Source organism: Candidatus Magasanikbacteria bacterium, from assembly GCA_021648085.1.
Taxonomy (GTDB): Bacteria; Patescibacteriota; Patescibacteriia; order Magasanikbacterales; family UBA922; genus JAKITS01.
The window spans coordinates 534,222-561,198 of sequence record JAKITS010000001.1 but is presented as its reverse complement, the minus strand read 5'-3'; the positions used below and the strand labels follow the sequence as shown (position 1 = coordinate 561,198).

The window sequence follows — 26,977 nt, the reverse complement described above, 5'->3', positions numbered from 1 at the left end:
ACATGGTTACCAGAAGAGAAGAAGACATCGCTTTTTTGAAAGAAATTCTAGAGTGTCCTATTTCAAAAATTTTGTATGGTCATGAAAATGTTGAGTGTGAAATACAAACAGAAGAGATGAGTATTAGATTAGGTACCCAAGGAAGAGTGGTCTTTATTAGAGAAATTCAAAAAATTCGTGATGTTTTGGAAGTTTTGATTGATTATGAATTGTTTGAGACTTGTTCTGAAATTATTGGATTATTAGATGATAAATTAAAAGATATCTGTGTTGAGAATACAGAAAAAGAGTGTTGTGTGGAGTTGAATTCTGTACGACAGTGGATGAGTTCATTACAGATGGGTTTTACTTATATATTTTAAATTTAATAAAAATATAGCCCGGCTTTAAATAGTCGGGTTTTTTAATACACAAATTTTCAATTTGCAAATCAAACTTTTGTATGTGATAATTAGTAAGATAAATTTAGTTATAAAATTTAATTTTTTATGTTCACATTGGTTGTATTTATTCTGATTTTAGGATTGCTAGTTTTTGTTCACGAATTTGGACATTTTATAGCTGCTCGACTTACTGGGATGAAAGTTTATGAATTTGCGATAGGCTATCCGCCTAGAATGTTTGGAGTTTATAAAGATCCAAAAACTGGAAAATTTGTTTGGGTTTGGAGAAGAGGAAAAAAAAGTAAAAAACCTGTGGATGATATTCCAGATTTGCGTCAGGAATTTCCTTCAACTTTGTATTCTTTACATCTTTTGCCACTTGGTGGATTTTGCAATATAAAAGGTGAAAATGGTGAAAATTCAAATGATACAGATAGTTTTGGTCATCAAAAAATATGGAAAAGATTTGTGGTTTTACTAGCTGGAGTTGTTATGAATATACTTTTGGCGGCTGTACTTTTTTCTGTAGGTTTTATAGTTGGTTTGCCAGCAGATATTTCTGGCTTAGATGATGACAAGATTATCATAGTCGATCAACCTCAAGTAATAGTTCAAATGGTAGAAAAAAATTCTCCAGCAGATAAAGCAGGTTTAATGTTTGGTGACAAAATTGTATCTTTGTATGGAATAGAAATCAATTCTTCAAATGAGTTGATTGATGCTATACAAACTTATGAAGAGGGTGTAATTGATATGAAAGTTGATAGATCTGGACAAGAAGTTTCGCTTGAGGTAGTGCCAGAGTTAAAAGACGACGGAAAAAAACAAATTGGAATAATGATGGCAGATGCTGCAATAGTTCGTTACCCATGGTACATTGCAATTTACAAAGGGTTTGTAGCTAGTGGAATTGCTTTGGTAAATATATTTGTAGCGTTTGGTATTTTAATAGGAAATTTGGTTGTTGGTAAAGGATTGGCTTTTGAAGTTTCTGGACCTGTGGGAATTGCGGTTGTTTTGGGTCAAAGTGCCAGACTTGGAATTAGTTATTTAATAAATGCGACTGCAATGATTTCGCTTAGTTTGGCGGCAATAAATATTTTACCAATTCCAGCTTTGGATGGTGGTAGAATATTATTTTTGGGAATAGAGAAAATAATTCGCAAGCCGGTTCCAGTGAAATATGAACAAATCGCACACACAATTGGTTTTGCACTTTTGATGGTTTTGATAATTGTGGTGACAGGAAGGGATATTTTAAATTTTTTCTAATTTATGGTATAATTTATATATAAAAATAATATAAAAATATGAATGAAGAATTTGAACAAAAGTCTGGTGGACTAGAGCTACCAATACTTATTTTATCTATAATAATAGTTGTATTACTAGGATTTTTTCTTGCTTTCTCTATCTTTATGAATTCTCAAAGAGCTGAGATGGAGAGTGATATGATAGGAATGTATGAAATAATGAATGATAAAATTCCAGAAATGATGGAAGAAGAAAATGGAGGTATGAAACCAATAGAACCTATTATGATAGCTAAAAAGTTGTTAAATTTTACTGATACACTGCCACTTTCTTTAAACTTGAAATATTTTGAAGGTTATACTGTCAAAAAATCAAGTGGTGTGTTGAAACCAATTGTCATAACAGGAACTGGTAATAAGGTTGCAAAAATAGAAATCTATAAATCTAAAGATTATAAAGAAAATCCAATGGGTTTTGGTCCAAAAACTACACAAAAAGAAGCTGATTCGTTGTTGGCAAAAGATAGGTTGCACATTGGATACAACGAAAATGATTCTTATGTTGTTCGTTTTTTTTATAGCGATGGAGATACTACTACTCGAGATGAGCTTAGGGAAATTGCAGATAGTATTGTAATAAAATAGGAATAAGCACTTGAAAAAAGCATACCAGAAATGGTATGCTTTTTAATATCGTAAAATTACTTTATTATGAAAAAAGTTTTAGAAAGTTTGAAAGAGAAATTTATAAGTAAAATTAAGTCTATAAAAGACAAAGAATCTCTAAAAGAATTTGAGATTAATTTTTTTGGTAGAAAAGCTGGGGAATTTACAAACTTAATGAAAAAGATGAAAGATATGGAACTGGTTGAGAGAAAAGAATTTGGACAATTGGCAAATTTGGCAAAAAAAGAATTGATGGAAATATTTGTAGAAAAAAAAGATGAACTTCAAAAATTACAAATGGATAAAGTCGCAGAAAAAGAAAGAATAGATGTGACGCAACCATTTTTAGGAAAAAAGAGAAAAGGTCATTTGAATCCAAATACTATAGTTCAGAAAAGTTTGGAAGATCTTTTTATCTCTATGGGTTTTATGGTTTTGGATGGTCCAGAATTGGAAAGTGAATATTATAATTTTGAAGCATTGAATGTTCCAGCAGATCACCCAGCGAGAGATATGCAGGATACTTTTTATATAAAAGACAATTTAAATTGGGTAATGCGAACACAAACTTCTTCTGTGCAGGTTCGCGCAATGCAAAAATATGGAGCACCACTTCGTATGATTGCTCCTGGGATTTGTTTTAGAAACGAGGCAACAGACGCAAGACACGAACACAGTTTTTATCAGCTAGAAGGTTTGGTTGTAGGTAAAGACATAAATTTTAGCAATTTAAAAGGAACTTTGGAGGTTGTTGCAAAACATTTGTATGGAGATGAAACTCAGGTTAGGCTTCGTCCAAAATTTTATCCTTTTGTGGAGCCGGGTGTAAATGGGGAGGTGAGTTGTTTTTTGTGTAAAGGAGAGGGTTGTAGGGTTTGTAAAAAAACTGGCTGGCTAGAGGTTTTTGGGGCTGGAATGGTTCATCCAAATGTACTCAAAGCTGGCGGAATAGACCCAGAAGTTTACAGTGGTTTTGCATTTGGTTTTGGACTTTATAGACTTGTAATGCTCAAATATATGATAGAAGATGTCCGTGCGTTTTCTTCTGGAAATTTGAAATTTTTAAAGCAATTTTAATATGTTTATAAGTAAGGAGTGGCTTCAAGATTATGTTTTTTTGCTAGAATCTGTGAGTGCAGAAGATTTGGCTAGTAAATTGACTTTGAGTACTGTTGAGGTTGAAGGTGTTGAGGATAAAAAATTTATTCTTGATAATATTGTGGTTGGTGAAATTACAAAATGTAGTAAACATTCAGACGCAGACAAGTTGAAAGTTTGTATGGTAAATGTTGGTGGAGAAGAAGTTTTGCAAATTGTATGTGGAGGTTCAAATGTAAAAAAAGGATTGAAGGTTGTTGTTGCAAAGTCTGGCTCAAAAGTGCGTTGGCACGGTGAAGGTGAGTTGGTAGAGATAAAAGATGTAAAATTGCGTGGAGTAGACTCAAGTGGAATGATTTGTGCAGCAGACGAAATTGGTTTGGGAGAATTATTTCCTGCCAAAAATGAAAAAGAAATAATGGATGTAACTTCTCTAAATGTTGCAATTGGAACTCCAATTTCAGAAGCTCTAAAAGTTGGAGATGTGATTTTGGACATTGATAACAAATCACTTTCAAATAGGCCAGATTTGTGGGGGCATTATGGAATGGCACGGGAAGTTGCAGTTTTGTACAAAAAACAACTTAGCGATTATAATCCGCCAGAAATTCCAAAAATAAAAGAAAATGAGTTGAATTTGAAAATAAAAGTAAAGGATATAAATTTGTGTCCACGCTATATGGCTGTGGCAGTAAGCGGTGTTTCCACTATTGAATCTCCAGATTGGCTAAAGAAGAGATTAGTCGCAATTGGTGTGATACCAAAAAATGTTTTGGTAGATGTTACAAATTATGTAATGTTTGATATTGGTCAGCCAATGCACGCTTTCGATGCAGATAAACTGAAAAATAAAGAAGGTGAAATAGAAATTTATGTAAAGCAGGCTAAAGGTGGTGAAAAAGCTGTGTTTTTGGATGGAGAAGAAAGAGAGGTAAATAGTGGGGATTTATTGATAACAAACAAGAAAAATATTTTGGCTTTGGCTGGTGTGATAGGAGGACAGAGTAGTGCTGTTAGTGAAAATACAAAAAATATAGTTTTAGAATCTGCAAATTTTAATGCTAGTGCAATTCGTAAAACTAGCACAAAATTAAATGTAAGAACAGAATCATCTTCTAGATTTGAAAAGAGTGTGGATCCAAATTTGGCAGAAATTGCCTTGCGCAGAGCTGTTCAGCTTATATTAGAAATATGTCCAAAATCAAAAGTTGTAAGTTCGGTCACAGACATTTCAAAGTTCAAATTAAATGTTGGTCCAATTGAATTTAAAAAAGATTTTATAAGTAAATATGCTGGTTTTGAAATTGAGGAGAAGTCTGTTGTGGAAATTTTAGATAGTTTGGGTTTTGAAGTAAAAGAAAAGCGTAATAATTTTTCCGTTACAATTCCTACTTGGCGCGCTACAAAAGATGTTTCAATAAAAGAAGATTTGGCAGAAGAAGTGATGAGAATTTATGGTTATGGTGCGGTAGAAGGAAAATTGCCAATGTTTAATATTGTTCCACCTGTTCAAAGTAGTTTATTTAAAATAAAAAGAATTTTACAAGATAAAATGACTTTGGAAAATGGTTTTACAGAAGTTTATAATTATTCTTTTGTTGCTCCAAATTCATTGAAAAAGTTGGGATTGAAAACAGATAAACATATAGAATTGGATAACCCACTTGCAAAAGATAAACCGTTTTTGCGAAGAAGTTTACTTACAAACTTGCTAGAAAATGTTGAGAAAAACTCTCACAATGAAAAAAGTTTGGCGTTGTATGAATTTGGGAAAACTTATATTTTGGAAGAGTCTGGCGCGCGAGTTCAACCAAACAGTGGAGCGCTTTTACCAAGGCAAGATTTACTTTTGAGCTTTGCTCTATCTGAAAAAGATTTAGATACTCCTTTTTACAATGTTTCCAGTGTTCTAAATAGTTGTTTGCAAGAATTGGGGGTTGAGTATGAATTGCAAGAAGGTATAAAAGAAGGGTTTGAATTTATACACCCAACCAGATCTGCAAAAGTTGTAGTATTTGGGGATGTAGTTGGAATAATTGGCGAGGTTCACCCAGCTGTACAGCAAAAATTTGGAATTCCAAATAGGGTGGCTATTTGTGAATTGAATTTGGTAAAGCTGTTACCATTTTTGCGCGAAAAAGAAGTTTCCAGCTCTGTTTCAGATTATCCGGCAATAGAACGAGATATTGCTTTGGTGGTAGAAAAAAGTGTTTTATACAAAGATTTGGTAGAAAAGATGAAAAATGTAGATGATTTAATAACTTCAGTTGAACTTTTTGATGTTTTTGAGGGGGATAAAATAGGAAAGACAAAAAAGAGTATGGCATATCACATTGTGTATCAATCAAATACAAAAACATTAAAAAGAGAAGATATAAATAGTATTCACAAAGAATTAGTAAAAGTTCTAAAAAAAGATTTTGATGCTGATGTGAGAAGTTAGTAAAATATAAAAACAAAAAAACCAGTAGAAATACTGGTTTTTTTAATATTTAATTTATATTTGTGTTATAATAGGTTTAATTCTTAATTCTTAATTTTTAAAAATATGTTTGAATCTAGTCAAGATTTTTTATATATTGTTTTGTCGCTTAGTATTTTGTGGTTTACAGTATTTTTGTGCTGGTTGCTTTACCAAGCTGCTAGAGTTTTGAAAAATGCAAATAGAATAATAGAGAGTATCACAGAAAAAGTGGAATTGATGACAGATGCAATAAATATGATAAAAGATAGGGTAGATGGATTATCTAAAAATATGGGGGTTGTGAGTGGAACTTTAACAAAACTTGTAGAAAAGTTTGTAATAGGAAAAATAACAGAAAAATTTAGCAAAGTTGTAAAATCAAAAAAAGGTAGAGCAAAAAAGAAAAAGTAGAAAATAATTTTAAATAAAAAATACCTTTTAATTAAGGTGTTTTTTTAATTCAAAATAGTTTAAGGTTTATTTGAATAAAAATTTAATTATTATTTATAATTTTATGATACTTTCTTGAGATCCATTCGACTGCATTCCACTTTACTCCATTTCGCTCAGGATGACGTGAGTATTTTACGTCATATTGAGCGGAGCAAAGCGAAGTCGAAATATCCCAATGTAATATAACCAAAATTTAAATAATTATAATAAAATATTAGTTCTTTTTATGTTTTTTATTGACCCTTGATATTTAAATAATAAAAGATTAAAATACAAGATATTATAAAGAATTCTCAAATGTCAGATTTTGTACACCTTCATACTCATACTCATTATTCACTTTTGAATGGGTTGCCAAAAGTAAAAGAACTTGTAAAAATCGCCAAAGAGCGTGGTTTTAAGACTATTTCACTTACAGATTATGGCTCTCTTTATGGTGCCATAGAATTTTATAAAACTTGTAAAAAAGAAGGTATAAAGCCAATTATTGGGTTTGAAGCATATATTGCAGAGACAAAAATGGACGAGGAGGATGAAAATGCTCCGTACCAAATGATATTGCTCGCAGAAAATTATGAGGGTTATAGAAATTTGATGGTGCTTTCGTCTAAAGGTCATTTGGATGGTTTCAAAAATGATAAACCAAGGATAGATAAAGAATTATTAAGAAAATATAGTAAGGGGATTATAGCTCTGTCAGGACCAATTGAGGGTGAAGTTCCGCAATTTTTAAAAAGAGGAAAAACAGAACAAGCAGAAAAATCTGCTTTGGAGTATAATGAAATTTTTGGGCAAGATAATTTTTATTTAGAATTACAAGATCATCCGGCAATAGAAGGTCAGGTAAAAGTAAACACACAACTTATTGAGCTTTCCAAAAAAACCGGAATTCCAATGGTGGTAACGCGTGATGTGCACTATATGAATCCAGATGAAAAAGATGCACAAGATATTTTACTTTGTATTGGAAATGGTTGGCGAGTAGATTTGCCAAACCGTACAGACTATAGACATGTGGACAGATCTTATAATTCTGCGGAAGATATAATTTCACGCTTCCGACATGTGCCAGAAGCAATTGAAAATACTGTAAAAATTGCAGATAGAGTAAACTTGGAAATTGAACTAGATAAGTGGCATTTTGCGCCAGTAGATCTACCAAAAGGAAAAACAGCAAATGAACATTTGAAAGATATGGCCTACAAAGGTTTTCCTGGTTTTTATGACGAGCTTACAGATTTTTTAAAAGAGAGGATTGAGTATGAATTGGATATCATAAAAACAAAAGGTTATGCACCTTATTTTATTTGTGTTGCAGATTATGTAAATTACGCAAAAAGAAATGGAATTGTAGAGACTACTCGTGGATCTGCTGCTGGTTCACTTGTCTCTTATATTTTGGGGATTACAACTGTAGATCCAATTCGGTTCAAAATTCCATTTGAGCGTTTTTTAAATCCATTTCGTCCTAGTGCTCCCGATGTTGATACGGACTTTGCCGATGATAGGCGTGGAGAGATGATTGAATATGTGACAGAAAAATATGGTAAGGATAAAGTTGCACAGATTATAACTTTTGGAACAATGGCAGCTCGCGCTAGTGTGCGAGATGTTGGTCGTGCGCTTGGGCTTTCTTATTCTTTTTGTGATCAAGTTGCAAAACTAATTCCAACGGGCGCCCAAGGGTTTCCAATGACAATTCAGAGAGCTTTGGACGAGGAGCCAGAGTTGAAAAGTTTGTATGATACAAATGATGATGTGGAAAGACTTTTGAATTTGGCACAACAAGTAGAAGGTTGCGCGCGTCATACCTCTATTCATGCAGCTGGAGTTGTAATCTCACCAACTCCACTTACTGACTTTTCACCAGTTCAGCGTGAGACTGGTGGGGATAGGATTATTACACAATATGAGATGAAATCTGTGGAATCTGCTGGAGTTTTGAAAAATGATTTTCTGGGAATTCGTAATCTTTCTATTTTGGGAAATGCTGTGAAAATTGTAGAAAAAACAGTTGGTGATAAAGTAGATATTTATAATTTACCACTGGAAGATGTAAATGTTTTTAAAATGCTTGCGCGTGGAGAAACAATGGGAGTTTTCCAACTTTCTGGTTCTGGTATGACTCGCTGGCTCAAAGAATTGAAACCTACGAATATAGACGATATTATGGCGATGGTAGCACTTTATCGTCCTGGTCCTATGGAATTTATTCCAGAATATATCAAGAGAAAACACAATCCAGAAACAATAGATTATCCACATCCAGATTTGGAGGAGATTTTGGAAAAATCTTTAGGACTTCTTATTTATCAGGATGATGTGATGCTTACGGCTATAAAATTGGCTGGTTATGATTGGTTGGAAGCTGATAAATTTCGAAAAGCAATGGGAAAGAAAATCCCAGAGCTTATGGTTGAACAGGGAAATCAGTTTAAGGCAGGTTGTATTAAAAATAACATTTCAGAAGATGTTGTAGAGGATTTGTGGAATCGTATTAAACCTTTTGCGGCGTATGGATTTAATAAAGCGCACGCAGCGAGTTATGGAATGGTTGCATACCAGACAGCTTATATGAAATCGCATTATCCTGTTCAATTTATGACGGCTATTTTGCAGGCTGAATTTGGTGATGCAGAAAAAGTTGCAGCAATTGTATATGAATGTGAAAGAATGGGAATAAAGGTTTTACCACCAGATATAAATGAAAGTTTTAGAAACTTTGCGATGGTTTCAAAACACGGTGAACCTGGTAGAATTCGTTTTGGTTTGAATGCTATCAAAGGTTTGGGTCAGCATATTTCTGAAGTTGTTTATAGAGAAAAAAAAGACAATGGACCGTATAAAACTTTGGAAGAATTTTTGGAAAGAATTACAGATAAGGATTTAAATAAAAAATCTTTGGACGCGCTAAGTCGTTCTGGAGCTATGGATTGTTTTGGATATGATAGAGGAGTTCTTCTTGTAAATATGGAAAGCATGTTGTTTTTTACTCGTGAACATAGAGAAAAAGAAGTGCGAAATCAGGATTCTTTGTTTTTGAATACAAAAATTGATATCGGTACAAAAGTTCCAATGAAATCAGCCGAGCCTGTGACAGAAGAGCAGTTGTTGGATTGGGAAAAAAGTCTGCTTGGGGTTTATATTTCTTCTCATCCTTTTAAATATTTTCAAAAAGAATTAGGAGGAGGATTGGAATCGGTAAGTTCTATAGAAGAAGCGGATAGAGATAAGACGATTTTGATTGGTGGAGTGATTGGTGGTTTCAAAAAGTTGATTACAAAAAAAGGAAGTCAGATGCTTTTTGCAAGTGTTCAAGATCCAAGTGGTTCTATTGAGCTTTTGGTTTTCCCAAAAACTTATGAAAAAACAAGAGACTTGTGGGTGGAAAATGCAGTGGTTTTGATAAAAGGAAAAACTCCACGCGAATCTGGGGACAATAAGTTGTTTGTAGAATCTATGATTTTAATAAACAAAGAAAATTTTCGCAATGCTTACAAAGAAATTGCATATGGAATAAAATCTAGTGGTTTTGATATTCAAGAAAAAAAGCAAAAATGGATAAAGGTTTTTCTAACAATGGACGAAGCAAAAGAAAAGGGCGCAGAGCTAAAAAAACTGTTTAGAAAAAAAGGTGGTGAATATACAGTTTATGTTCAAATTGGAACCCAAACAATTAAGTTTTTATATATTACAGTGGACGATGATACAAAAAATAAACTAAAAGAATTGGTCGGTGAGAATAGGATTCAGATTAGTAAATAATGTTTTAAATTTAATATTAAAAAAACCAGTATTTCTACTGGTTTTTTTGTTTTTACGACTAGAACATTTCGAACGAGCGAAGTGATTGAACAATTAGAACGCTTCTATTCTCCCAATTCCCAATTTGGTTCAGCTTTCAGTTTTTTCCAAGGAGTATATTGTTTGTTTTTTGCTTTAAAATATCCTGCGACTGCGACCATTACGGCATTGTCGGTGGTGTATTCTTGTGGTGGAAGTAGGAATTTTGTTTTTGGAAAATTTGTTTCTATTTCTTTTTTTAAAGTATCTCTAAGTTTTTGGTTTGCACTCACTCCACCTGCCAAAATAATAGTTTTTGGTTTGTATTTTATAGCTGCACGCATTGTTTTGGAAACTAGCACATCTACCACAGCCTGCTCAAAACTTGCAGCAAAATCTGCTTTATTTACTCTTTTATTTTTTTGCAAATAATATAAAGATGCAGTCTTGAGTCCTGCAAAACTAAAATCAAAGTTATCACTTTTTATCATTGGTCTTGGTAGGTCTATCGCTGTCGGATCTCCTTTTAAAGCTGATTTAGAGACCTTTGGGCCACCTGGATATTCAAAACCTAGAAGTGTTCCAACCTTATCAAAACATTCTCCTGCAGCGTCGTCACGAGTTTTACCAATTTTTTCATAAGACAGATTGTCCTTCATAATTATCAATTCAGAATGCCCACCAGAAGCTATTAGTGCAAGTGCAGGGAATTTGATTGCATCCAAATCTTTTTCCTCCAAAAGTGCAGAATAAATATGACCTTCCATATGGTTTGTAGAAACTATTGGAATTTTTAAAAGTATAGAAAGCATTTTTGCGGTTTCTACCCCAATGATAAGTCCTGTAATAAGCCCTGGGCCATTTGCAGAAACTATTACATCTGGTTTTGGTTGCCCGCCTAAAACTTCTTTTACGGTTGGTAAAATAAATTCAGCATGTTTGCGACCTGCAACCTCTGGCACAACTCCACCATATTTTTTGTGTATATCAATCTGGCTTGCAGTTTTTTCTGCAAGCACATTTATTTTTGAGTTTTTAAACTCAACCAAAGCGACTGATGTTTCATCGCAAGATGTTTCTATTGCTAAAATTTTCATTTATGTAATATCTTTATTTTTATAATAACTTAAAATAAGCAAAAAATAAAGGGTTTTATTGTATAATCTTGACAAAAGTAGTGAAATATAGTATAATTTTCGTGTATTTAAAGTTTGTATGTAAATTTTAATGCCGCCATCGTCTAGTGGTTAGGACGCCGGGTTTTCATCCCGGTAACAGGGGTTCGATTCCCCTTGGCGGTACAAACTCCTTGACTTTATTTTTTTAATAAGGTAATATGGAGTCAAACAAAACTTAACCATAGACAGTAGCTTTCTGGCTTAAGAACTTATTTGAAATCTTTTTTTGTTCAATTCATTCTATTCTGGCTACAAATCTTCTAAAAAAGCTCAATATAGCCCCGTTATATTTCACTTTTTTATAAGATTTTCGCTCAAAATATAATAAAATTGATTCAAAAAAAGATTTCAAATAAGTTCTTGTTCGGAATTAAACACGCTACCGAGGTATTGAAAGCTAATTTTAGCTTTATTAGGTCGAATACTTTATAGGGAATAAAATTCCATATGTCTGTGGCAAAGTTTGTCACAGTTTTTTTATTATAAAATATGGCAAAAACTAGACAACAAAAAGAAAGTACAATGGAACGTTTGACAGACGGAATTAAAAACTCTAAATCAGTTGTTTTTGCAAATTTTCAAGGTTTGACAGTGGGTCAGACAGATGAATTGCGAGACAAGTGTAGAGTAGAGGGTGTTAAATGTTTAATTAGTAAAAAAACTTTAGTCAAAAAAGCTGCAGCTGAAGCTGGCTTGGAAATCGATTCAAAGATTTTCGACGGTGGTGTGGCAGTATTTTTTGGAACAAACGACGAAGTTGCACCTGCACAAATAGTTTCAAATTTTGCAAAAGATTATGAAATTGTTAAAGTTTTCGGTGGAGTTTTGGAGGGAAAATTCATTGAAGCACTCCAAGTAGAGGCACTTGCTAAATTACCTAGCAAACAACAGCTTTATGCTCAGTTGGTTGGTACAATTAACGCTCCAATTTCTGGATTCGTAAATGTGCTTGCAGGAAATTTACGCTCAGTTGTTAACGTTCTAAATGCGATTAAAGATTCAAAAAGCGAAGCTTAAATATTGAAATTATAAACCAAACATAATTTCAGAAATGGAGGTGTGTTCGGTGATAATTTCTAAATAAATAATATGACAGAAGAAAAAAAAGTAGAAGAAACAGTAGAGGTAACTCCTGTAGAAGAGACAAAAGTTGAGGAAACTTCAGTAGAAGTTCCTGCAAAATTTGCAGACTTGGTAAAAACTATCGAAACATTGTCTGTAATTGAGTTATCAGAACTTGTAAAAGTTTTGGAAGACAAATTTGGAGTAAGCGCAGCTGCTCCTGCAATGATGATGGCTGGTCCTGCACTTGGTGGTGCTGAAGCACCTGCAGTAGAGGAAAAGTCTGAATTTAATGTAGAATTAACTGATTTTGGTGCAACTAAAATTGCAGTAATTAAAGCGGTTAAAGTTATCACAGGTCTTGGACTTGCAGATGCAAAAGGGTTGGTAGATAATGCTCCATCTGTAATCAAAGAAAATGTTAAAAAAGAAGAGGCCGAAGCAATGAAAGCACAAATTGAAGAAGCTGGTGGAAAAGTTGAACTTAAGTAAACTTTTTTCAAATAAACAAAAAACAATCCCTTTTGGGATTGTTTTTTGTTTAATTATGTGCTAAGATGTATTCGTTCATTTACAGCCAAAGAGGAGAATTTAAAATGCATACAGAGGATACACAATGTCAGTTTTCTGAAGAAAAATATGGAAATTATTTGATAAGAAGACCTGATATTTGCGCTCTTAATCGAGAGATTAGAGATGCACAAGATCATATTTTATTTATAAGGCTTGTATGGAAAGAAATTCTTAAACGCAAAGAAAGAGATGGAAAAGAATATCAGTATTGGATTGACCATATGGTTTTTTATATGAGAAGACCAGAAATTCGTGAATCTGCTTGGCGCGTGTTTATGAATGAGGCAAAAAAGAATATTAGTATTTATTATGATTTAATTTCTATTTATACTTGTGTTCCAGAGTTTCGCAAGCGAATTGCAAATAGAAAAATGAAGAAACCAGAAGATGTTTATTTGCGACTACTTTGTCTCATTGCTAGTGATTTTCCAAAGTTTATTAGAAAAGTGACAAAAGAATTGGAACAAAGATTTTTTAGAGATGGTAAATTAACTGGAACTGGAAAATTTGAACTAATTACAATTGTTCGTTGTGGTCATTATAGTAAAGAGTTGAAACGGTGGGCAGTAAATATTCTATTGGAAGAAAATTTGAGTGATAGGGAATTGGATTATGTTTATAATATATTTCCTCTTGTCGACGATGATCTTTCGAAACTGCAAGTATAAAAACAAAAAGAGGTGATTTATTTTTCATCTCTTTTTTTAATTTATTTTTTTTACAAATTAATCTTATAAACCTTACCACTATCAATCACATATAATTTCTTATTGTCTATGTCCACGCTCATGCTGGTTGGATTTTGCCAATCTAGAGAAGTGTATTGTTTTAACAGCACCCCACCTTTGTCTATTATCACAATTCTTTTTTGTTTTGGTTCTAGGATAAATATCTCATCCACATCTGAATATGTCCACATTTGAGTTGGCTCTTCCATCGCTGGATCTATCATATTTATGGAAAATTCCTCTTGAACTCCGCTAGAAAATTTCAACAATTCTCCATTTAACTTTAGAACATAAAGACTAGAATCAATCGCCAAGTCTACAGCGTCACTCAAGTCTACATCTTGCTTTAGCCAAAGTGCACCTTTGTCGTAGCCTGTTTGTGTCTCGTTGTGTTTATAAATTTCACTAGAATTTATATCTATTGAATATAATCTTTGATTATAAATAAATATATTACTTATGTTGGGATTATCTTTTTGGTAAGAAATATCTTGAGATATGATGGAAGATGTTTTTCTGTCGTATTCTATTATGGAGTTGTTATCATCTAAAAATAATATCTTATCATTTTCTTTTGGTACTGTGCTTTGGGTAAAATCAAAAGTTTCATTGTATTCCTGTGTTTCTATTTGTTTTGTTCCGAGATTTATTTTGTATAAAGTTTTAATATCTTTGTTGTACGCAATTAAAATATTGTCTATAAATTCTAGTTTGTTTATGCGAGCGTCTGGAAGCTCTGCAAAAATATCTGCTTTTACAATTTCTATTTTACGAAGTTTTCTAAATATTACATCTAAATCTGCTATTAACTCTTCTTTTTTCTGCTCTTGAATTTTATTTTCACTTGGCAGATTATTTATTATTTCTTCAGCTTCTTTTAATAAATTGAAAGCTGTTTTTTCATCTTTATAAATAATACTGGATTCAGCTTCTATTTGTTTATTTATAATTTCTTGTATTTGACCAACATAAATTTGCCTTTCTAGCTCTTGCTGTGTCTGTACTCTCATAAAAACAATACTTCCAATGAATGTAGCTGTAAGAATAATTAAAAGTGTAAGAAGTATTTTGTGCAGAATCGACATTGTTTTGAAATAGTGTTTTTTATGGTTAATATATTTTCTCCACTTTTCTTTTGTTTCGTTTCTCTTACTTGGTTTTGTGATAAGAAAAAATATAGTAGAAAATAGTCTATAAGTAAATAATGCTATAAATTTTATAATCCTAAATATTGCTAAAAATGTTATAACTAAGGCTTTTCCTGTGGTAACCAAAACCATATTTATTGTAGATGTGTTTTGATTTTGATGTCTCGCTTTTGGGGAATTTATATTTTCATCGTCTTGTTTGAAATGAGGTGGTGAAAATATTTTTTTGAGTTCGTTTATACTGTTTGAGAAAAAAGATGGTGATAATGTTTCTTGTGTGTTTTTTTCGTGGTCTATCATCTGTTCGATAGATTCGATTGATCCTGTTTTTTTGTGTTCATCCTCTATTTGGTTTTCACTGTTTAGAACTTTGCAAATAATTCCACCGTAAGATGAGCCATCTGACATAGATTCTAAAACTTTTTGAATGTGTTTTATTGTTTGTTCTACAGTTCTAGATGTGAGAAGTTTTTGTATTCTATCGTTTGAAAAAACTTCACTTACATTTGGGGTTGATATATAAAAATAATTTTTAGAGTGTACTTTTCCTTCTACAACTGTGGAAAATATTTTGTCTGAGTTTTGCTCTAAATCTTTTTCAATAAGTTTTTTTCGGTGAAGTGAGTTGTGTGAATTATGAAAAAGTAAAACATTTGGTGTTCCTCTGTGTGCAAAAGAAATACTGTGCCCACGCATAACAGCCACAAAAAGATCCATATTTGATTTTTTTAATTTTTCAAATTTTTCGTCTTCGTTTATTTTTTGTAGTATTTTTTCAAAGTTTTCTCTATGACTTCCAACATCACTTTTATAGTAAAGTATTTCTATTTCATTTATTAATTCTTGAATTTTTTCTATTTCTTTTTTTGTAGATTCTCTAATTTCTGCAATAGCAAAAAAATACCCTTTGTCTTTTTCCTCAGGGCTTTCAGGCTCACTTATATGTAAGAGTGAGTGTTGTGTCTCTGAATAAGTTCCACAAACAAAAAATTCACGCAGTTCAACGGAACTAATCATAATGGAATATAAAAATTATCTTTGACTACTTAGCACAACCATATTATACTATATTTAATAAAACAGTGAAAGAAAACTATGCTTGAACATCTTTTTGGTTCAAAGACCAGATTAAAACTTTTGAAAACTTTTTTTCGTGAGCCCGATAAGATATTTTTTATTCGAGAGCTTACGAGAGAGATAGAATCACATATAAATGCAGTGAGAAGAGAGATAAATCTTCTTATTAAAGTTGGCCTTATAGAGGAAGTTGCAAATACACAGCAAAAAACTGGAAGTGCTTCTAGTTTGCGTAAGTATTATCAAATAGATAAAAGTTGTGTTTTTTACCCAGAAATGCATGCTTTACTTGGAAAGGCACATATTGCTGGTGAACAAGATTTAGTAAAACAAATAAAAGCAAAAGCAGGAAAGTTTAAGCTTATTGTGATAGCTGGTAGATTTGTTGGAAATGAAGATTCTGATACAGACTTACTTTTGGTTGGAAAAGCAAAAGAACAGGTGTTGGCAAAAATTATAGCAAAATATGAAAAAAGTACTAGTGCAGAAATTCGTTATACTTTAATGTCCGAAGAGGAGTTTTTTGACAGAAGGTATGTGATGGATAGGTTTTTGTATTCTATTTTAGAAGGAAAAAATATGAAAGTTTTGAATGAGCTTAATGTGTAAATATATTTATTAAATAATACTATGTATTTACTAATTGATCCATCAGACAGAAAAAAAAATAAACTTGTGTTATTTAATGAAAAGAAAAAAGAGATTTCTACTGAGTACAAAAGAAATACAGACGGACTTCCAGAAGCTGTAGATAAGTTTTTTAAAAATAATAAGATTGAAAAGGAAACTCTAAAAGGTATTATGGTAGTTGTTGGGTCTGGCGGTTTTACTAGTACTCGTGTTGCTACAACAGTTGTAAACAGTTTTTTGTATGTATTAGACATTCCAGGACTTGCTATCACTAAAAAACAAAGTCTAGAACCAAAAAAACTTATTAAAAAGTTAAAAAAACAAAACAAAGGAGATTTTATTTTTGCTAGTTATAGTGGAAAACCTAGTATTGGAAAAAAGTCATTTTGGAGAAAAATTTTAAAGATTAAATTGTGGAAATAGTAAATAAAAAATATGCTTAGCGACTACCAACGCTACAGAATGTATGAAATTTTGCCAGGACTCTCTATTTGGCTTACCTTAATTTTGGGAGTTACTTTGTCATTTACAAAACCACTTTGGATGGTTTATTTTATTATTTTATTTGATATTTATTGGGTGTTAAAAGTTGCTCATTTTGTATTTTATCTTACAGTTGCTTGGGCTCGTTTTAGAGCTGCTAGAAAAATAGACTGGCTAGACAAGTTAAACCATGAAGTAGAGAACTGGAGAGAAAAAAAACATGTGGTTTTTTTAACAGTTTACAATGAGGAATGGGATGTTATAAAAAGTGCACTAACTAGTCTGTGTAAAGCTTCAAAACATTCGCCAGAGCTTTTTACTGTTGTAATAGCTGGCGAAGAGAGAGAAGGGTTGCATTTTGAGGATATTTTTGAAAAGACAAAAAAACATTTTGCATCTTGTTTTGGAGATATAATTGGTACACTTCACCCAAAAGATCTACAAGATGAAATTCCTGGAAAAGGTTCAAATTTAAACTATTCTGAAAAAGAAATTAAAAAATATATAGACAAAAAAAAGTGGAATTATAATAATGTGATTGTAACTATTTTTGATATTGATACAATCTGTCATCAACACTATTTTACTTATTTAACTTATCTTTATTGTACGAATCCAAAGGCTACTAGAAGCTCTTATCAACCAGTTGCGCTTTATAATAATAATATATGGGAGTCTCCTTCTATTTTAAGAATTATGGCTTTTGGTACAACTTTTTGGACACTCACTTCTCTTGCAAAACAAGATACACTCGTAACTTTCTCATCTCATTCTATGAGTTTTAGCGCACTTGTAGACGCTGGATTTCACAGTAAAGAGATTGTTAGTGAGGATTCTAGAATTTTTTACCAATGTTTTTTGTATTATAATGGTGACTACCGTGTTGTTCCAATGTATATTCCAGTTTCAATGGACACTGTGCGAGATGTAAAATGGTGGACAAGTATAAAGAATTTGTATAAACAACAGCGTCGCTGGGCTTGGGGAACAGAACATATTCCTTATTTACTTTGGAATTTCAAGAAAAAAGGAAAAAAAATAACTTTGTGGAAAAAAGTAAAGTGGATTTTTGTGGAATGGGAGGGTAAATGGTCTTGGAGTGTTGTTGCTGTTATGATTACGGTTTTGGGGCGTTTGCCAATGTGGGTAGCGCCAGAGTCTGTTCAACAAAGTGCCTTGTTTTTCAACGCACCTCATTTGTTGGAGAGGTTAATGATTATGGCAATGGCTGGGCTTTTGATTTCTGCTGTTTTAAGCTTTCCACTTTTACCAAAAAAACCAAAAAGTGAACCTAAATATAAGTATCTTATAATGCTCTTACAGTGGGGACTTTTACCCCTCTCATTAATTTTTGTGAGTGCAATTCCAGCGATAGATGCTGTGACACATCTTATGTTTGGAAAATATCTAGGATTTAATGTCTCACAAAAAACAAGAGCTAAAAAAAATAATAAAAAATATGTTTAAAAAAACAAGAGCAAAAAAAATATTATTAATTACCTTAGCTGTTATTATTGCAATTATTTTGGCTCTTGTTGTGGTATTTTTTTATGTGAATAATAGAATAAACAATTTAATTTTAAATGAACTTATAAGTAAAGAAGGGGCTACTATAATGACACAAGAAGACAGAGATTCGTTTACAAGGTTGTTACCAATACTTCTTGGTTTTGGTGAGGAAAAAACTTATTTATTTTTGTTTTTAAATAACACAGAGTTGCGTCCCGGTGGAGGATTTATAGGAGTTTACGGGGTTGTGACTATAGACGGCGGAAAGGTAAAAATAGAAAAAGTAGAAGGAAGTGAAAATTTAGATCACTCTGCGCCAAGCACACCAAAACCAGTTCCACCAAAACCACTTTCAGATCATTTGGGTGTAGATAGGTGGTGGTTTAGGGACAGTAATTGGTCTCCAGATTTTATGGAAAGCTCTAAAAAAACATTGGAACTTTATATGTTGGAGCAAGGTTATAAAGCAGGGGAAATAGATGGTGTAATAGGTGTAACACCTACAGTTTTGGAAGAGTTATTAAAAATAATAGGCCCTATAAGTGTAGATGGGATGACTTTTGATAGTGAAAATGTGACTAGAAAGCTAGAATATGAGGTGGAGTATGCATACAAAGATAGAGATATAGCTGTGGAAGATAGAAAGGTTATAGTTGGTATTTTTATGAAAGAATTATTCAAAAAAATGGGATTAACGGCAATACTAAATTGGCAAGAATATCTGGATACAGCGGTAAAATTATCAAACGAAAAACAAATCTTAATTTATGCTCGTGATGATGTATTGCAAGACCAGATTGAGCGATTGAATTGGGCTGGTAGAGTGCAAGACACATCAGATGATTACGTAATGTGGGTAGATGCAAATTTAGGAGCTTTGAAAACAGACCATGCTATAGAAAGAATTGTGAAATATTCAATAACTCCACAAGAAGATGGAAGATTTGTGGCAAATGTCAATATGGAGTATACCCATAATGGGTCGTTTGATTGGAGGACTAGTAGGTACTTAAGTTATGTAAAAGTTTTAGTTCCAAAAGGTTCGGAGTTAGTAAATGTAAATAGAGATGGTAAAAAAGTAGGTAGTTCTGTGGACAGTGGTGTAGAATTAGGAAAGACTTGGTTTGGAACATTTTTTAAATTAGAGCCTGGAAATATATCGAATCTTAGTTTTAGTTATTATTTGCCAAATAATATAGTAGAAAAAATAAATAATGGAACTTACGATTTGACAATACAAAGACAGTCTGGGGCTGATACTTACGATTTGACCTTTGAGCTAAATTTTGATAAAAAACTTAGTGGAGCTAGCCCAGCTGAAAAAGAAGAATTTTGGGGAGATAGTTTGTATCAGTATGAAACTAATTTAAGCGTTGATAGGTCGGTAAGTGTTGAATTTTAGATGTTATGTGGATAAAAAAGGTTGCAATTGATTTGGGTACTACAAATGTACTTGTGTATGTGCCAAAAAGAGGGATCGTAATAAACGAGCCTTCTGTTGTTGCGATTTCTAGGGACGATAGAAAGGTTTTGGCTGTTGGTGTTGAAGCAAAAGATATGATAGGGAGAACACCAGACACAATTATTGCAGAAAGACCTCTGAAAGATGGTGTAATAGCAAATTATAGAACAACTGAGGCTATGCTTCGTTACTTTATAAATAAAGCTTTGGGTGGAATGCGTTTGTTTCGTCCAGAGGTTATGATAGCTGTACCTGCGGGAATTACCTCTACAGAACGGCGTGCTGTGGTAGACGCTGCTATGGCAGCGGGAGCCCGTGCGGCGTATATTATAAAAGAACCTATTGTGGCTGCAATTGGGGCAGATATTCCAATAGGAAGCGCAAGTGGGCATATGATAATAGATATTGGTGGAGGAACCGCAGAAATTGCTGTTATATCTTTGGGTGGAATTGTTTCTTGTGGTTCTGTGAGAATTGGTGGAAATAAATTTGATAATTCTATTGCAGAACATATTCGTAGAAAATATAATTTGGCAATAGGTGAGAGAAGTGCCGAAAGTGTAAAAATAAATGTTGGTTCAGCAATGTTTATGAATGATCCTTTGACAATGGAAATAAAAGGACGAGATATGATAACTGGACTACCAAAAACAATTGTGGTCACATCAGATGATACGACAGAAGCTTTGCAGCACGATTTGGAAGGTTTGGTTGAAGCTGTAAAAGAAGTTTTGCACAAAACTCCACCAGAGCTTTCAGCAGATGTAATGGACAAAGGAATTATAATGTCCGGAGGTTCTAGCCAGTTGAGAAATTTAACAGAATTAATTTCTCAAGCTACAGGTGTTGCATGTTATTTGGCAGATGATGCTTTGCTTTGTGTGGCTCGTGGTACTGGAATAGCGTTGGAAAATTTAGACAGTTACAAAAGGAGTGTTTTGGCTACAAAGTAGTAGATTGGGTATAGTAAGTAAAAATAATTATAAAAAATATGGCGCAGGATAAATATACAGCAGTTTGGGTTTCACACACTTCAATGGGTGATTTTTTGAAGTGCCCTAGAGCTTATTATTTGAAACATGTTTACAAAGATCCAAAGACAAATCACAAGATGAAAATAGTGAGTCCGCCTTTGGCTTTGGGGCAGGCTGTACACGAAGTAGTTGAGTCGCTTTCTATTTTACCATCTGACTCTAGAATGAATGATTCTTTAGTTGTGAAATTTGGTGAAGTTTGGGAAAAAGTAAGTGGAAAAAATGGTGGTTTTACAGATTTGGATACAGAGCAGGTGTATAAAGAGCGTGGAATGGAGATGCTTAGAAAATTGATGAAAGATCCTGGAGTGCTTATAAACAAGGCTGTAAAAATTCAAAAAGATTTACCTTGGTTTTGGTTGTCAGAAGAAGATAATATAATTTTATGTGGAAAGGTGGACTGGTTGGAGTATTTGCCAGAAACAGATTCTGTTCATATTATTGATTTTAAAACAGGAAAAGCACAAGAAGATCCAAATTCTTTGCAATTACCAATCTATCTAACTTTGGTTCAAAATTGTCAAAAGAGAAAAGTTGAAAAAGCAAGTTATTGGTATCTGCAGACAAATGAAATGGTGGAAAAAGAGCTTCCAAACGCAGAAGATGCGTATGAGAAAATTTTGGATATTGCAAAACGGGTAAAATTGGCAAGACAGTTAAAAAGGTTTAAATGCCCAAAAGAAGGTTGTTTTGTCTGTAAGCCAATGGAGAGAATTTTAAATGGAGAAGGGGAATTTGTGGGAAATGATGAGTATAATTATGATGTTTATATTTTAGAAAAAGAACAGAAAAAAGAGGAAAAAGATAGTATTATTTTGTAAATATGAAAATAGGGATTGATGCTTCGCGCGCCAATAATTTGCAAAAAACTGGGGTTGAGTGGTACGCATTCAATACAATTCAGGAACTGAAAAAAATAATCCCTTCTAGTGAAAAGGTTGTTTTGTATACAAATAAACCACTAACTGGTGACTTGTCTGAATTGCCAGAAAATTGGGAGGAAAAAGTTTTGAATTGGTTTCTGGGAAGATTTTGGACACAGATTCGATTGAGTTTGGAAATGATTTTTTATAGACCAGATGTATTATTTATTCCAGCACATGTTTTTCCTTTTATTCACCCAAAAAAGACTGTAATGACTGTGCATGATATTGCAGCTTATAAATTTCCAGAAAGTTATAGTAAATTTGAAAGATGGTACTCACTTTGGTCTGCAAAAAAAGCAGTAAAAAAACTTTGGAAAGTTTTTGTGCCAAGTGAATTTGTAAAAAAAGAGTTGATAGAGGTTTATGGAGATAAAAATGTTAGAAAAATAATTGTAATTCCTCATGGTGTTTCGGATAATTTTGAAATAAAAAAAGACAAAAGTAGAATTGATTTTGTATTAAGTGAGTATGGAATTAAAAGTCCTTATATTTTGAGTATCGGTAGAATTGAAACAAAAAAGAATACACTTAGAATAGTAGAAGCATTTGAAAAACTTAAAAAAGATAAGAAAATGCATAATTTAAGTTTGGTTTTAGTAGGAAAAAATGGTTTTGGATATGAAAAGATTTTAAAAAAAATAGATAAAAGTGAGAATAAAAAAGATATAAAAAAAATGGGCTGGGTTGATTCTAAAGATTTACCACTAATTTTGAGAGGTGCTGAAGTTTTTGTGTTTCCAAGTGTGTATGAAGGTTTTGGTCTTCCTGTTTTGGAGGCTTTTTCTGCTGAAGTACCTACTGTAATATCAAAAGGAAATAGTTTGGAGGAATTATCAAATGGCGCCTCGCTCTTATGTGATATGAATAATTCTGAGAGTATTTCTGGTGCGGTTAAGATGTTTTTAGTAGACGGTGAGCTTCGTAAAAAAAATGTTAAACTTGGTTTGGCACGGGTAAAATTCTTTTCTTGGGAAAAAAGTGCAAAAGAAGTTTGGCATATATTAAATTCTTGATATATGGAAATAATAGGGCATAAAAAGATAGTAGACTTTTTTGATAAAGTTTTGAAAAATGGAAGGCTTGGACATGCTTATCTTTTTGTTGGGCAAAGTAGTCTTGGAAAAAAAAATATTGCAGAAAAGTTATCGGAAAATATATTAAAAACAACAAAAGAAAATCTTAAAAAAGAATTAGATTTCTTTTTTGTTGAACAGGAAATAGATAAAAAAACAGGAAAAACAAAAAAAGGTATAAGTGTGGATCAGATAAGGAGTTTGATAAATTTCTTATCACAAAAAAGTTTTGTTAAAGGACATAAAATTGCTATAATTGATAATGCTCACAAGATGAATAGTTTTAGTGCAAACGCACTTTTGAAAACTTTAGAAGAGCCAAGAGGAAAAACAGTATTATTTTTGATAAGTGATAATTTAAATGAACTTCCCGATACTATTATTTCTCGTTGTCAGGTTGTATATTTTGAGCCTGTAAAAGAAAAAGATATACACAATTTTTTAATTAGTAAAGGCGTTTCTTTTGGGAAAGCAGAGGAGATATATAAAATATCCAAAGGTTTACCGGGAAAAGTTTTGGATTTTTTGGAAAATAAAGAAAACTTAAATTTTTATAAAAAAGAGATAAAAAGATTTGAATCCCTGTTTGGAAAAGCTTTTTACGAGAAAAGAGTGTGTATAGAAGAAATGTTTGGTAGTAAGACGGATCATACAGCACAAAGAGATAAGATAAGAGAAATTTTGAGTATATGGCAGTCTGTCTTAAATGGGTTTATCTACAGTGAAAATACTAAAAAAAATAGTATAACTTATGGTGAATTTGTGAGATTGAATGATAAAATTACAGAAGCAAGGAGTTTAATCTTACTGAATGTACACCCAAGACTTTTAATTGAAAATATTTTATTATTAATACATTGATTATGAATTTGAAAAAAATAGTACTTCCGTTGACAGTAGTTGCAATATCTCTTATTTTAGTGGGGCAAGGCTGCACCTCTTCTGGCACTCAAAATGAAGGTGTTTATGCTGGTCCTGCAGGTATTTTTGCTACTTTGGATGCGGGAGAAACATGGCAATCTGTATCAAAAATGCCGACTTTGGAAGGCACAAAAGAGCTAAGTGATGTGAGTGTTTACAGAATGTTTGAAGATCCTCAAGATACGCACACTTGGTATTTGGCATCTCGTAAAAATGGACTATTTTTTACCTATGATGATGGGAAAACTTGGCAACAATCTAAAACAGCACTTACAAGTGGTTTTGTATTTGGTGTGGCTATAAACTATGAAGACAAATGTACAATATATGCAACAGATGGTTTGAGTATATTAAAAACAGAAGATTGTAGTAGAACTTGGGATGAGGTTTACAGAGAGACAAGAACAGATGTGAGAGTTATTTCTTTGGCTACAAACCCATTTGATAAAAATGAAATTTACGCAGCAACAAGTAATGGTGATTTTATGAGAAGTCGTGATAATGGTGTGAGTTGGACGACTATAAAACGCTTTGGTTTGACTTTGGGAGAGGTAAAACTAGATAATATGAATAAAGATGTAATCTATGTTGCAACAAGAAGAAAGGGTTTGTTTAAGTCTGTCGATGGTGGACTTAGTTGGGTAAACTATAAAAAAGAGCTTAAAGCTTTTTCAAAAGGTTTAGAATATAGAAGTTTTTATTTGCACCCAAACAACCCAAACACTTTGTACTGGATATCAACTTACGGAATTCTAACCTCTGTCGACGCTGGAGTTAGTTGGAGTCCAATGGAGCTCTTAACACCTCCTGGTGGAGTAAATGTGTATGGTTTTGCTATAAATCCAAACAATGATAAGGAAATTTATTATGCAGCATCTTCAAAAGCTCGTTCAACACTTTACAAAAGTGAAGATGGTGGGATAAGTTGGATGACAAAGAAACTGCCTTCAGCACAATTGCCAACGACTGTCTCTATAAATTCTGGCACAAACAGTGCTGTGTATGTTGGTTTTACAATTCCACCTAAAAAATAGTTGTCAATCTTTGTTAAATATTATATTTATTAAGGATTACCTTGACAAAACATACTTTTTTTAACTATAGTGAGTAGATAATAATAATGAATAAAATATGTCTGATTATGTAAGTCCGCATAAGGTAGAGTTTGAAAAATCAATTGAGTTTTTTAGAAATGATATATCGAATTTACGAACTGGAAGAGTAACACCATCTTTGGTCGAAGATGTAATGGTTGAGGCTTATGGAACAAAACAAGCATTAAAAAGTGTTGCATCTATTACGGTTCAAGATGCAAAAACAATTATTGTGAGTCCGTGGGATAAGTCTATTTTGCAGAGTATAGATTTGGCTATCCGGAATTCGTCTACAGGTATAAATCCTGTAAACGATGGAAATGTTGTTCGTATTATTTTGCCAGACTTATCCACAGAAAGAAGACAAGAGCTTATAAAAGTTTTGCACAGTAAATCTGAAAATGCTCGAATAACTGTCCGTAAAATAAGAGAGGATATAAGAGGAATAGTAGATAATGCAGAAAAAAATAAAGAAATTTCTGAGGATGAAAGATATCAAAATAATGAAGATCTTGACATAATGGTAAAACATTTCAATGAAAAAATAAAAAATATAAGTGAAAAGAAAGAGCAAGATATTTCTGCTATATAAAGATACAAAAAAATTCTATGGAAGATAAAATGAATAAAATAATTTCACTTTGCAAACGACGTGGTTTTATTTTTGCAGGTTCAGATATTTATGGAGGACTTGCAAATAGTTGGGATTTTGGTCCGCTTGGCTCACAAATGAAAAAAAACATTAAAGATTTTTGGTGGAAAAAAATTGTAGAAGAAAGAGGTGATATGGTTGGAATGGATAGTGGAATTATTTTGAATTCCAAAGTTTTGGAAGCTGCAGGGCATGTGGAAGGTTTTGTAGATTTTCTTGTAGAAGACAAGGAAACCCACAAAAGATATAGAGCAGACCATCTACTAGAAGAAGTTTTGGGTGAATCTGTGTCTGAATTGTCAATGGAGGAATTGAATAAACTTATAAAAGAAAAAGGTATAAAAAGTCCAGAAGGGAATGAACTTACAGAAGTGAAAAAATTCAACACAATGTTTCAGACTTCAATTGGCGCTGTAGAAGGAGAGGGTTCAAGTGTTTATCTTCGTCCAGAAACAGCTCAGTCTATTTTTGTGAATTTCAAAAATATTGCACAAACAAGTCGCAAAAAACTTCCGTTTGGTGTGGCACAAATTGGAAAAGCTTTTAGAAATGAGATTACAACTGGGAATTTTATTTTTAGAACTTTTGAGTTTGAGCAGATGGAAATTGAGTATTTTATAGAAGAAAAAGATTGGGAAGAAGTTTTTGAGAATTGGCTTTCTGTTATGAAAAATTGGGGAAAAGAGGTTGGAATCGATATGGAGAGAGTTCACGATTTGGAAGTTGTGGGAGAAGATTTGGCACATTATTCCAAGCGGACTGTTGATTTAGAATTTGATTTTCCTTTTGGCAGAAAAGAACTTTGGGGATTGGCTTATAGAACTGACTTTGACCTAAAAAGACATCAGGAAGCTTCTGGACAGAGTTTGGAATATATAGATCCTGCAGATAATAAAAACCAGTTTATTCCACATGTGGTAGAGCCTTCTTTTGGGATGGAGAGAACAATGTTGGCAATTTTGGATAGTGCATATACCGAAGAAGAAGTAGATGGAGAAACTCGCGTGGTAATGAAATTTGCAAAACAGATCGCGCCGTACGAGATTGCAGTTTTACCACTTATGAAAAAGGAACCGCTTGGAGGAAAAGCAAAAGAGGTCTTTGAAAAATTGTTGAAAAATTATAGAGTTGAGTATGATGAGACAGGAAGTATTGGAAAAAGATATAGAAGGCAAGACGAGATAGGGACTCCATATTGTATTACTGTAGATTTTGATACTGTAGAAAAAGGAACTTTAACCGTTCGTGATAGAGATACAATGAAACAAGACATCGTTAAAATTGAAGAATTGGAAGATTACTTAAAAGATAATTTGAATAAATAAAT

23 protein-coding genes and 1 tRNA gene are annotated in these 26,977 nt (G+C 32.7%); 22 read left to right on the top strand and 2 right to left on the bottom strand.

All coding sequences use genetic code 11. The features are described from left to right. The first annotated feature begins 2 nt into the window (after positions 1-2). The 7 genes from L3J07_02825 (at position 3) to dnaE (ending at position 10,082) form a co-directional block, all read left to right on the top strand. Complete coding sequence (locus L3J07_02825; GenBank protein MCF6276758.1) at positions 3-362, top strand: hypothetical protein; 360 nt, start codon at positions 3-5, stop codon at positions 360-362. A gap of 126 nt (positions 363-488) precedes the next feature. Continuing rightward, positions 489-1,655, top strand: a complete 1,167-nt coding sequence (gene rseP, locus L3J07_02820) for an RIP metalloprotease RseP (protein ID MCF6276757.1) — start codon at positions 489-491, stop codon at positions 1,653-1,655. 38 nt (positions 1,656-1,693) lie between these two features. Next, entirely contained in the window at positions 1,694-2,281 is a 588-nt protein-coding gene (locus L3J07_02815; GenBank protein ID MCF6276756.1) for a hypothetical protein, read from the top strand. A 66-nt stretch (positions 2,282-2,347) separates the two neighbouring features. Beyond that, positions 2,348-3,379: a phenylalanine--tRNA ligase subunit alpha gene (gene pheS, locus L3J07_02810; protein ID MCF6276755.1), complete on the top strand. Its 1,032-nt coding sequence runs from the start codon at positions 2,348-2,350 to the stop codon at positions 3,377-3,379. A gap of 1 nt (position 3,380) precedes the next feature. Then, positions 3,381-5,843 carry a phenylalanine--tRNA ligase subunit beta gene (gene pheT, locus L3J07_02805; GenBank protein MCF6276754.1) on the top strand — a complete coding sequence of 821 codons (2,463 nt, stop codon included), beginning with the start codon at positions 3,381-3,383 and terminating at the stop codon, positions 5,841-5,843. Between the two features lie 105 nt (positions 5,844-5,948). Then, positions 5,949-6,275, top strand: a complete 327-nt coding sequence (locus L3J07_02800; protein ID MCF6276753.1) for a hypothetical protein — start codon at positions 5,949-5,951, stop codon at positions 6,273-6,275. Between the two features lie 339 nt (positions 6,276-6,614). Further along, positions 6,615-10,082, top strand: a complete 3,468-nt coding sequence (gene dnaE / locus L3J07_02795; GenBank protein ID MCF6276752.1) for a DNA polymerase III subunit alpha — start codon at positions 6,615-6,617, stop codon at positions 10,080-10,082. A gap of 104 nt (positions 10,083-10,186) precedes the next feature. Here the strand turns inward: dnaE and tsaD are convergent, their stop codons facing one another. Further along, positions 10,187-11,197 (bottom strand): tRNA (adenosine(37)-N6)-threonylcarbamoyltransferase complex transferase subunit TsaD, encoded by a 1,011-nt coding sequence (gene tsaD / locus L3J07_02790; protein ID MCF6276751.1) that lies wholly within the window; start codon positions 11,195-11,197, stop codon positions 10,187-10,189. Positions 11,198-11,329: 132 nt separating this feature from the next. Here tsaD and L3J07_02785 point away from each other — a divergent pair. From L3J07_02785 to L3J07_02770, 4 genes are all read left to right on the top strand, one after another. Next, positions 11,330-11,401 (top strand) — tRNA-Glu (locus L3J07_02785). Between the two features lie 366 nt (positions 11,402-11,767). Beyond that, positions 11,768-12,295, top strand: a complete 528-nt coding sequence (rplJ, locus tag L3J07_02780; GenBank protein MCF6276750.1) for a 50S ribosomal protein L10 — start codon at positions 11,768-11,770, stop codon at positions 12,293-12,295. 72 nt (positions 12,296-12,367) lie between these two features. Then, complete coding sequence (rplL, locus tag L3J07_02775; GenBank protein MCF6276749.1) at positions 12,368-12,832, top strand: 50S ribosomal protein L7/L12; 465 nt, start codon at positions 12,368-12,370, stop codon at positions 12,830-12,832. A gap of 104 nt (positions 12,833-12,936) precedes the next feature. Further along, complete coding sequence (locus tag L3J07_02770; protein ID MCF6276748.1) at positions 12,937-13,581, top strand: hypothetical protein; 645 nt, start codon at positions 12,937-12,939, stop codon at positions 13,579-13,581. Between the two features lie 50 nt (positions 13,582-13,631). Here the strand turns inward: L3J07_02770 and L3J07_02765 are convergent, their stop codons facing one another. Continuing rightward, positions 13,632-15,806 carry a hypothetical protein gene (locus L3J07_02765; GenBank protein ID MCF6276747.1) on the bottom strand — a complete coding sequence of 725 codons (2,175 nt, stop codon included), beginning with the start codon at positions 15,804-15,806 and terminating at the stop codon, positions 13,632-13,634. A 78-nt stretch (positions 15,807-15,884) separates the two neighbouring features. On the opposite strand from L3J07_02765, the gene L3J07_02760 reads away from it, so the two are divergent. The 11 genes from L3J07_02760 (at position 15,885) to L3J07_02710 (ending at position 26,975) form a co-directional block, all read left to right on the top strand. After that, entirely contained in the window at positions 15,885-16,475 is a 591-nt protein-coding gene (locus L3J07_02760; protein ID MCF6276746.1) for a hypothetical protein, read from the top strand. Positions 16,476-16,496: 21 nt separating this feature from the next. Then, entirely contained in the window at positions 16,497-16,919 is a 423-nt protein-coding gene (locus L3J07_02755; GenBank protein ID MCF6276745.1) for a hypothetical protein, read from the top strand. A gap of 12 nt (positions 16,920-16,931) precedes the next feature. Further along, complete coding sequence (locus L3J07_02750) at positions 16,932-18,446, top strand: hypothetical protein (GenBank protein ID MCF6276744.1); 1,515 nt, start codon at positions 16,932-16,934, stop codon at positions 18,444-18,446. Then, complete coding sequence (locus L3J07_02745; GenBank protein MCF6276743.1) at positions 18,439-19,890, top strand: DUF4012 domain-containing protein; 1,452 nt, start codon at positions 18,439-18,441, stop codon at positions 19,888-19,890. The genes L3J07_02750 and L3J07_02745 overlap by 8 nt, the downstream gene beginning before the upstream one ends. A 5-nt stretch (positions 19,891-19,895) precedes the next feature. After that, a complete protein-coding gene (locus tag L3J07_02740) occupies positions 19,896-20,903 on the top strand; it encodes a rod shape-determining protein (GenBank protein ID MCF6276742.1) in 1,008 nt (335 codons plus the stop codon). A 38-nt stretch (positions 20,904-20,941) separates the two neighbouring features. Continuing rightward, complete coding sequence (locus L3J07_02735; protein MCF6276741.1) at positions 20,942-21,805, top strand: PD-(D/E)XK nuclease family protein; 864 nt, start codon at positions 20,942-20,944, stop codon at positions 21,803-21,805. 2 nt (positions 21,806-21,807) lie between these two features. Next, entirely contained in the window at positions 21,808-22,923 is a 1,116-nt protein-coding gene (locus tag L3J07_02730; GenBank protein ID MCF6276740.1) for a glycosyltransferase family 4 protein, read from the top strand. 3 nt (positions 22,924-22,926) lie between these two features. Further along, complete coding sequence (locus tag L3J07_02725; protein MCF6276739.1) at positions 22,927-23,844, top strand: hypothetical protein; 918 nt, start codon at positions 22,927-22,929, stop codon at positions 23,842-23,844. 2 nt (positions 23,845-23,846) lie between these two features. Beyond that, entirely contained in the window at positions 23,847-24,938 is a 1,092-nt protein-coding gene (locus L3J07_02720; protein ID MCF6276738.1) for a YCF48-related protein, read from the top strand. Between the two features lie 97 nt (positions 24,939-25,035). Then, on the top strand, positions 25,036-25,590 hold the full coding sequence (gene frr / locus L3J07_02715) for a ribosome recycling factor (GenBank protein ID MCF6276737.1): 555 nt from the start codon (positions 25,036-25,038) through the stop codon (positions 25,588-25,590). Positions 25,591-25,607: 17 nt separating this feature from the next. Continuing rightward, on the top strand, positions 25,608-26,975 hold the full coding sequence (locus L3J07_02710; protein MCF6276736.1) for a glycine--tRNA ligase: 1,368 nt from the start codon (positions 25,608-25,610) through the stop codon (positions 26,973-26,975). Positions 26,976-26,977: the final 2 nt, after the last annotated feature.

Coding starts and splice junctions, on each gene's coding strand:
- L3J07_02825 (MCF6276758.1), top strand. CDS start 3: ATGGTTACCAGAAGAGAAGAAGACATCGCTTTTTTGAAAGAAATTCTA.
- rseP (MCF6276757.1), top strand. CDS start 489: ATGTTCACATTGGTTGTATTTATTCTGATTTTAGGATTGCTAGTTTTT.
- L3J07_02815 (MCF6276756.1), top strand. CDS start 1,694: ATGAATGAAGAATTTGAACAAAAGTCTGGTGGACTAGAGCTACCAATA.
- pheS (MCF6276755.1), top strand. CDS start 2,348: ATGAAAAAAGTTTTAGAAAGTTTGAAAGAGAAATTTATAAGTAAAATT.
- pheT (MCF6276754.1), top strand. CDS start 3,381: ATGTTTATAAGTAAGGAGTGGCTTCAAGATTATGTTTTTTTGCTAGAA.
- L3J07_02800 (MCF6276753.1), top strand. CDS start 5,949: ATGTTTGAATCTAGTCAAGATTTTTTATATATTGTTTTGTCGCTTAGT.
- dnaE (MCF6276752.1), top strand. CDS start 6,615: ATGTCAGATTTTGTACACCTTCATACTCATACTCATTATTCACTTTTG.
- tsaD (MCF6276751.1), bottom strand. CDS start 11,197: ATGAAAATTTTAGCAATAGAAACATCTTGCGATGAAACATCAGTCGCT.
- rplJ (MCF6276750.1), top strand. CDS start 11,768: ATGGCAAAAACTAGACAACAAAAAGAAAGTACAATGGAACGTTTGACA.
- rplL (MCF6276749.1), top strand. CDS start 12,368: ATGACAGAAGAAAAAAAAGTAGAAGAAACAGTAGAGGTAACTCCTGTA.
- L3J07_02770 (MCF6276748.1), top strand. CDS start 12,937: ATGCATACAGAGGATACACAATGTCAGTTTTCTGAAGAAAAATATGGA.
- L3J07_02765 (MCF6276747.1), bottom strand. CDS start 15,806: ATGATTAGTTCCGTTGAACTGCGTGAATTTTTTGTTTGTGGAACTTAT.
- L3J07_02760 (MCF6276746.1), top strand. CDS start 15,885: ATGCTTGAACATCTTTTTGGTTCAAAGACCAGATTAAAACTTTTGAAA.
- L3J07_02755 (MCF6276745.1), top strand. CDS start 16,497: ATGTATTTACTAATTGATCCATCAGACAGAAAAAAAAATAAACTTGTG.
- L3J07_02750 (MCF6276744.1), top strand. CDS start 16,932: ATGCTTAGCGACTACCAACGCTACAGAATGTATGAAATTTTGCCAGGA.
- L3J07_02745 (MCF6276743.1), top strand. CDS start 18,439: ATGTTTAAAAAAACAAGAGCAAAAAAAATATTATTAATTACCTTAGCT.
- L3J07_02740 (MCF6276742.1), top strand. CDS start 19,896: ATGTGGATAAAAAAGGTTGCAATTGATTTGGGTACTACAAATGTACTT.
- L3J07_02735 (MCF6276741.1), top strand. CDS start 20,942: ATGGCGCAGGATAAATATACAGCAGTTTGGGTTTCACACACTTCAATG.
- L3J07_02730 (MCF6276740.1), top strand. CDS start 21,808: ATGAAAATAGGGATTGATGCTTCGCGCGCCAATAATTTGCAAAAAACT.
- L3J07_02725 (MCF6276739.1), top strand. CDS start 22,927: ATGGAAATAATAGGGCATAAAAAGATAGTAGACTTTTTTGATAAAGTT.
- L3J07_02720 (MCF6276738.1), top strand. CDS start 23,847: ATGAATTTGAAAAAAATAGTACTTCCGTTGACAGTAGTTGCAATATCT.
- frr (MCF6276737.1), top strand. CDS start 25,036: ATGTCTGATTATGTAAGTCCGCATAAGGTAGAGTTTGAAAAATCAATT.
- L3J07_02710 (MCF6276736.1), top strand. CDS start 25,608: ATGGAAGATAAAATGAATAAAATAATTTCACTTTGCAAACGACGTGGT.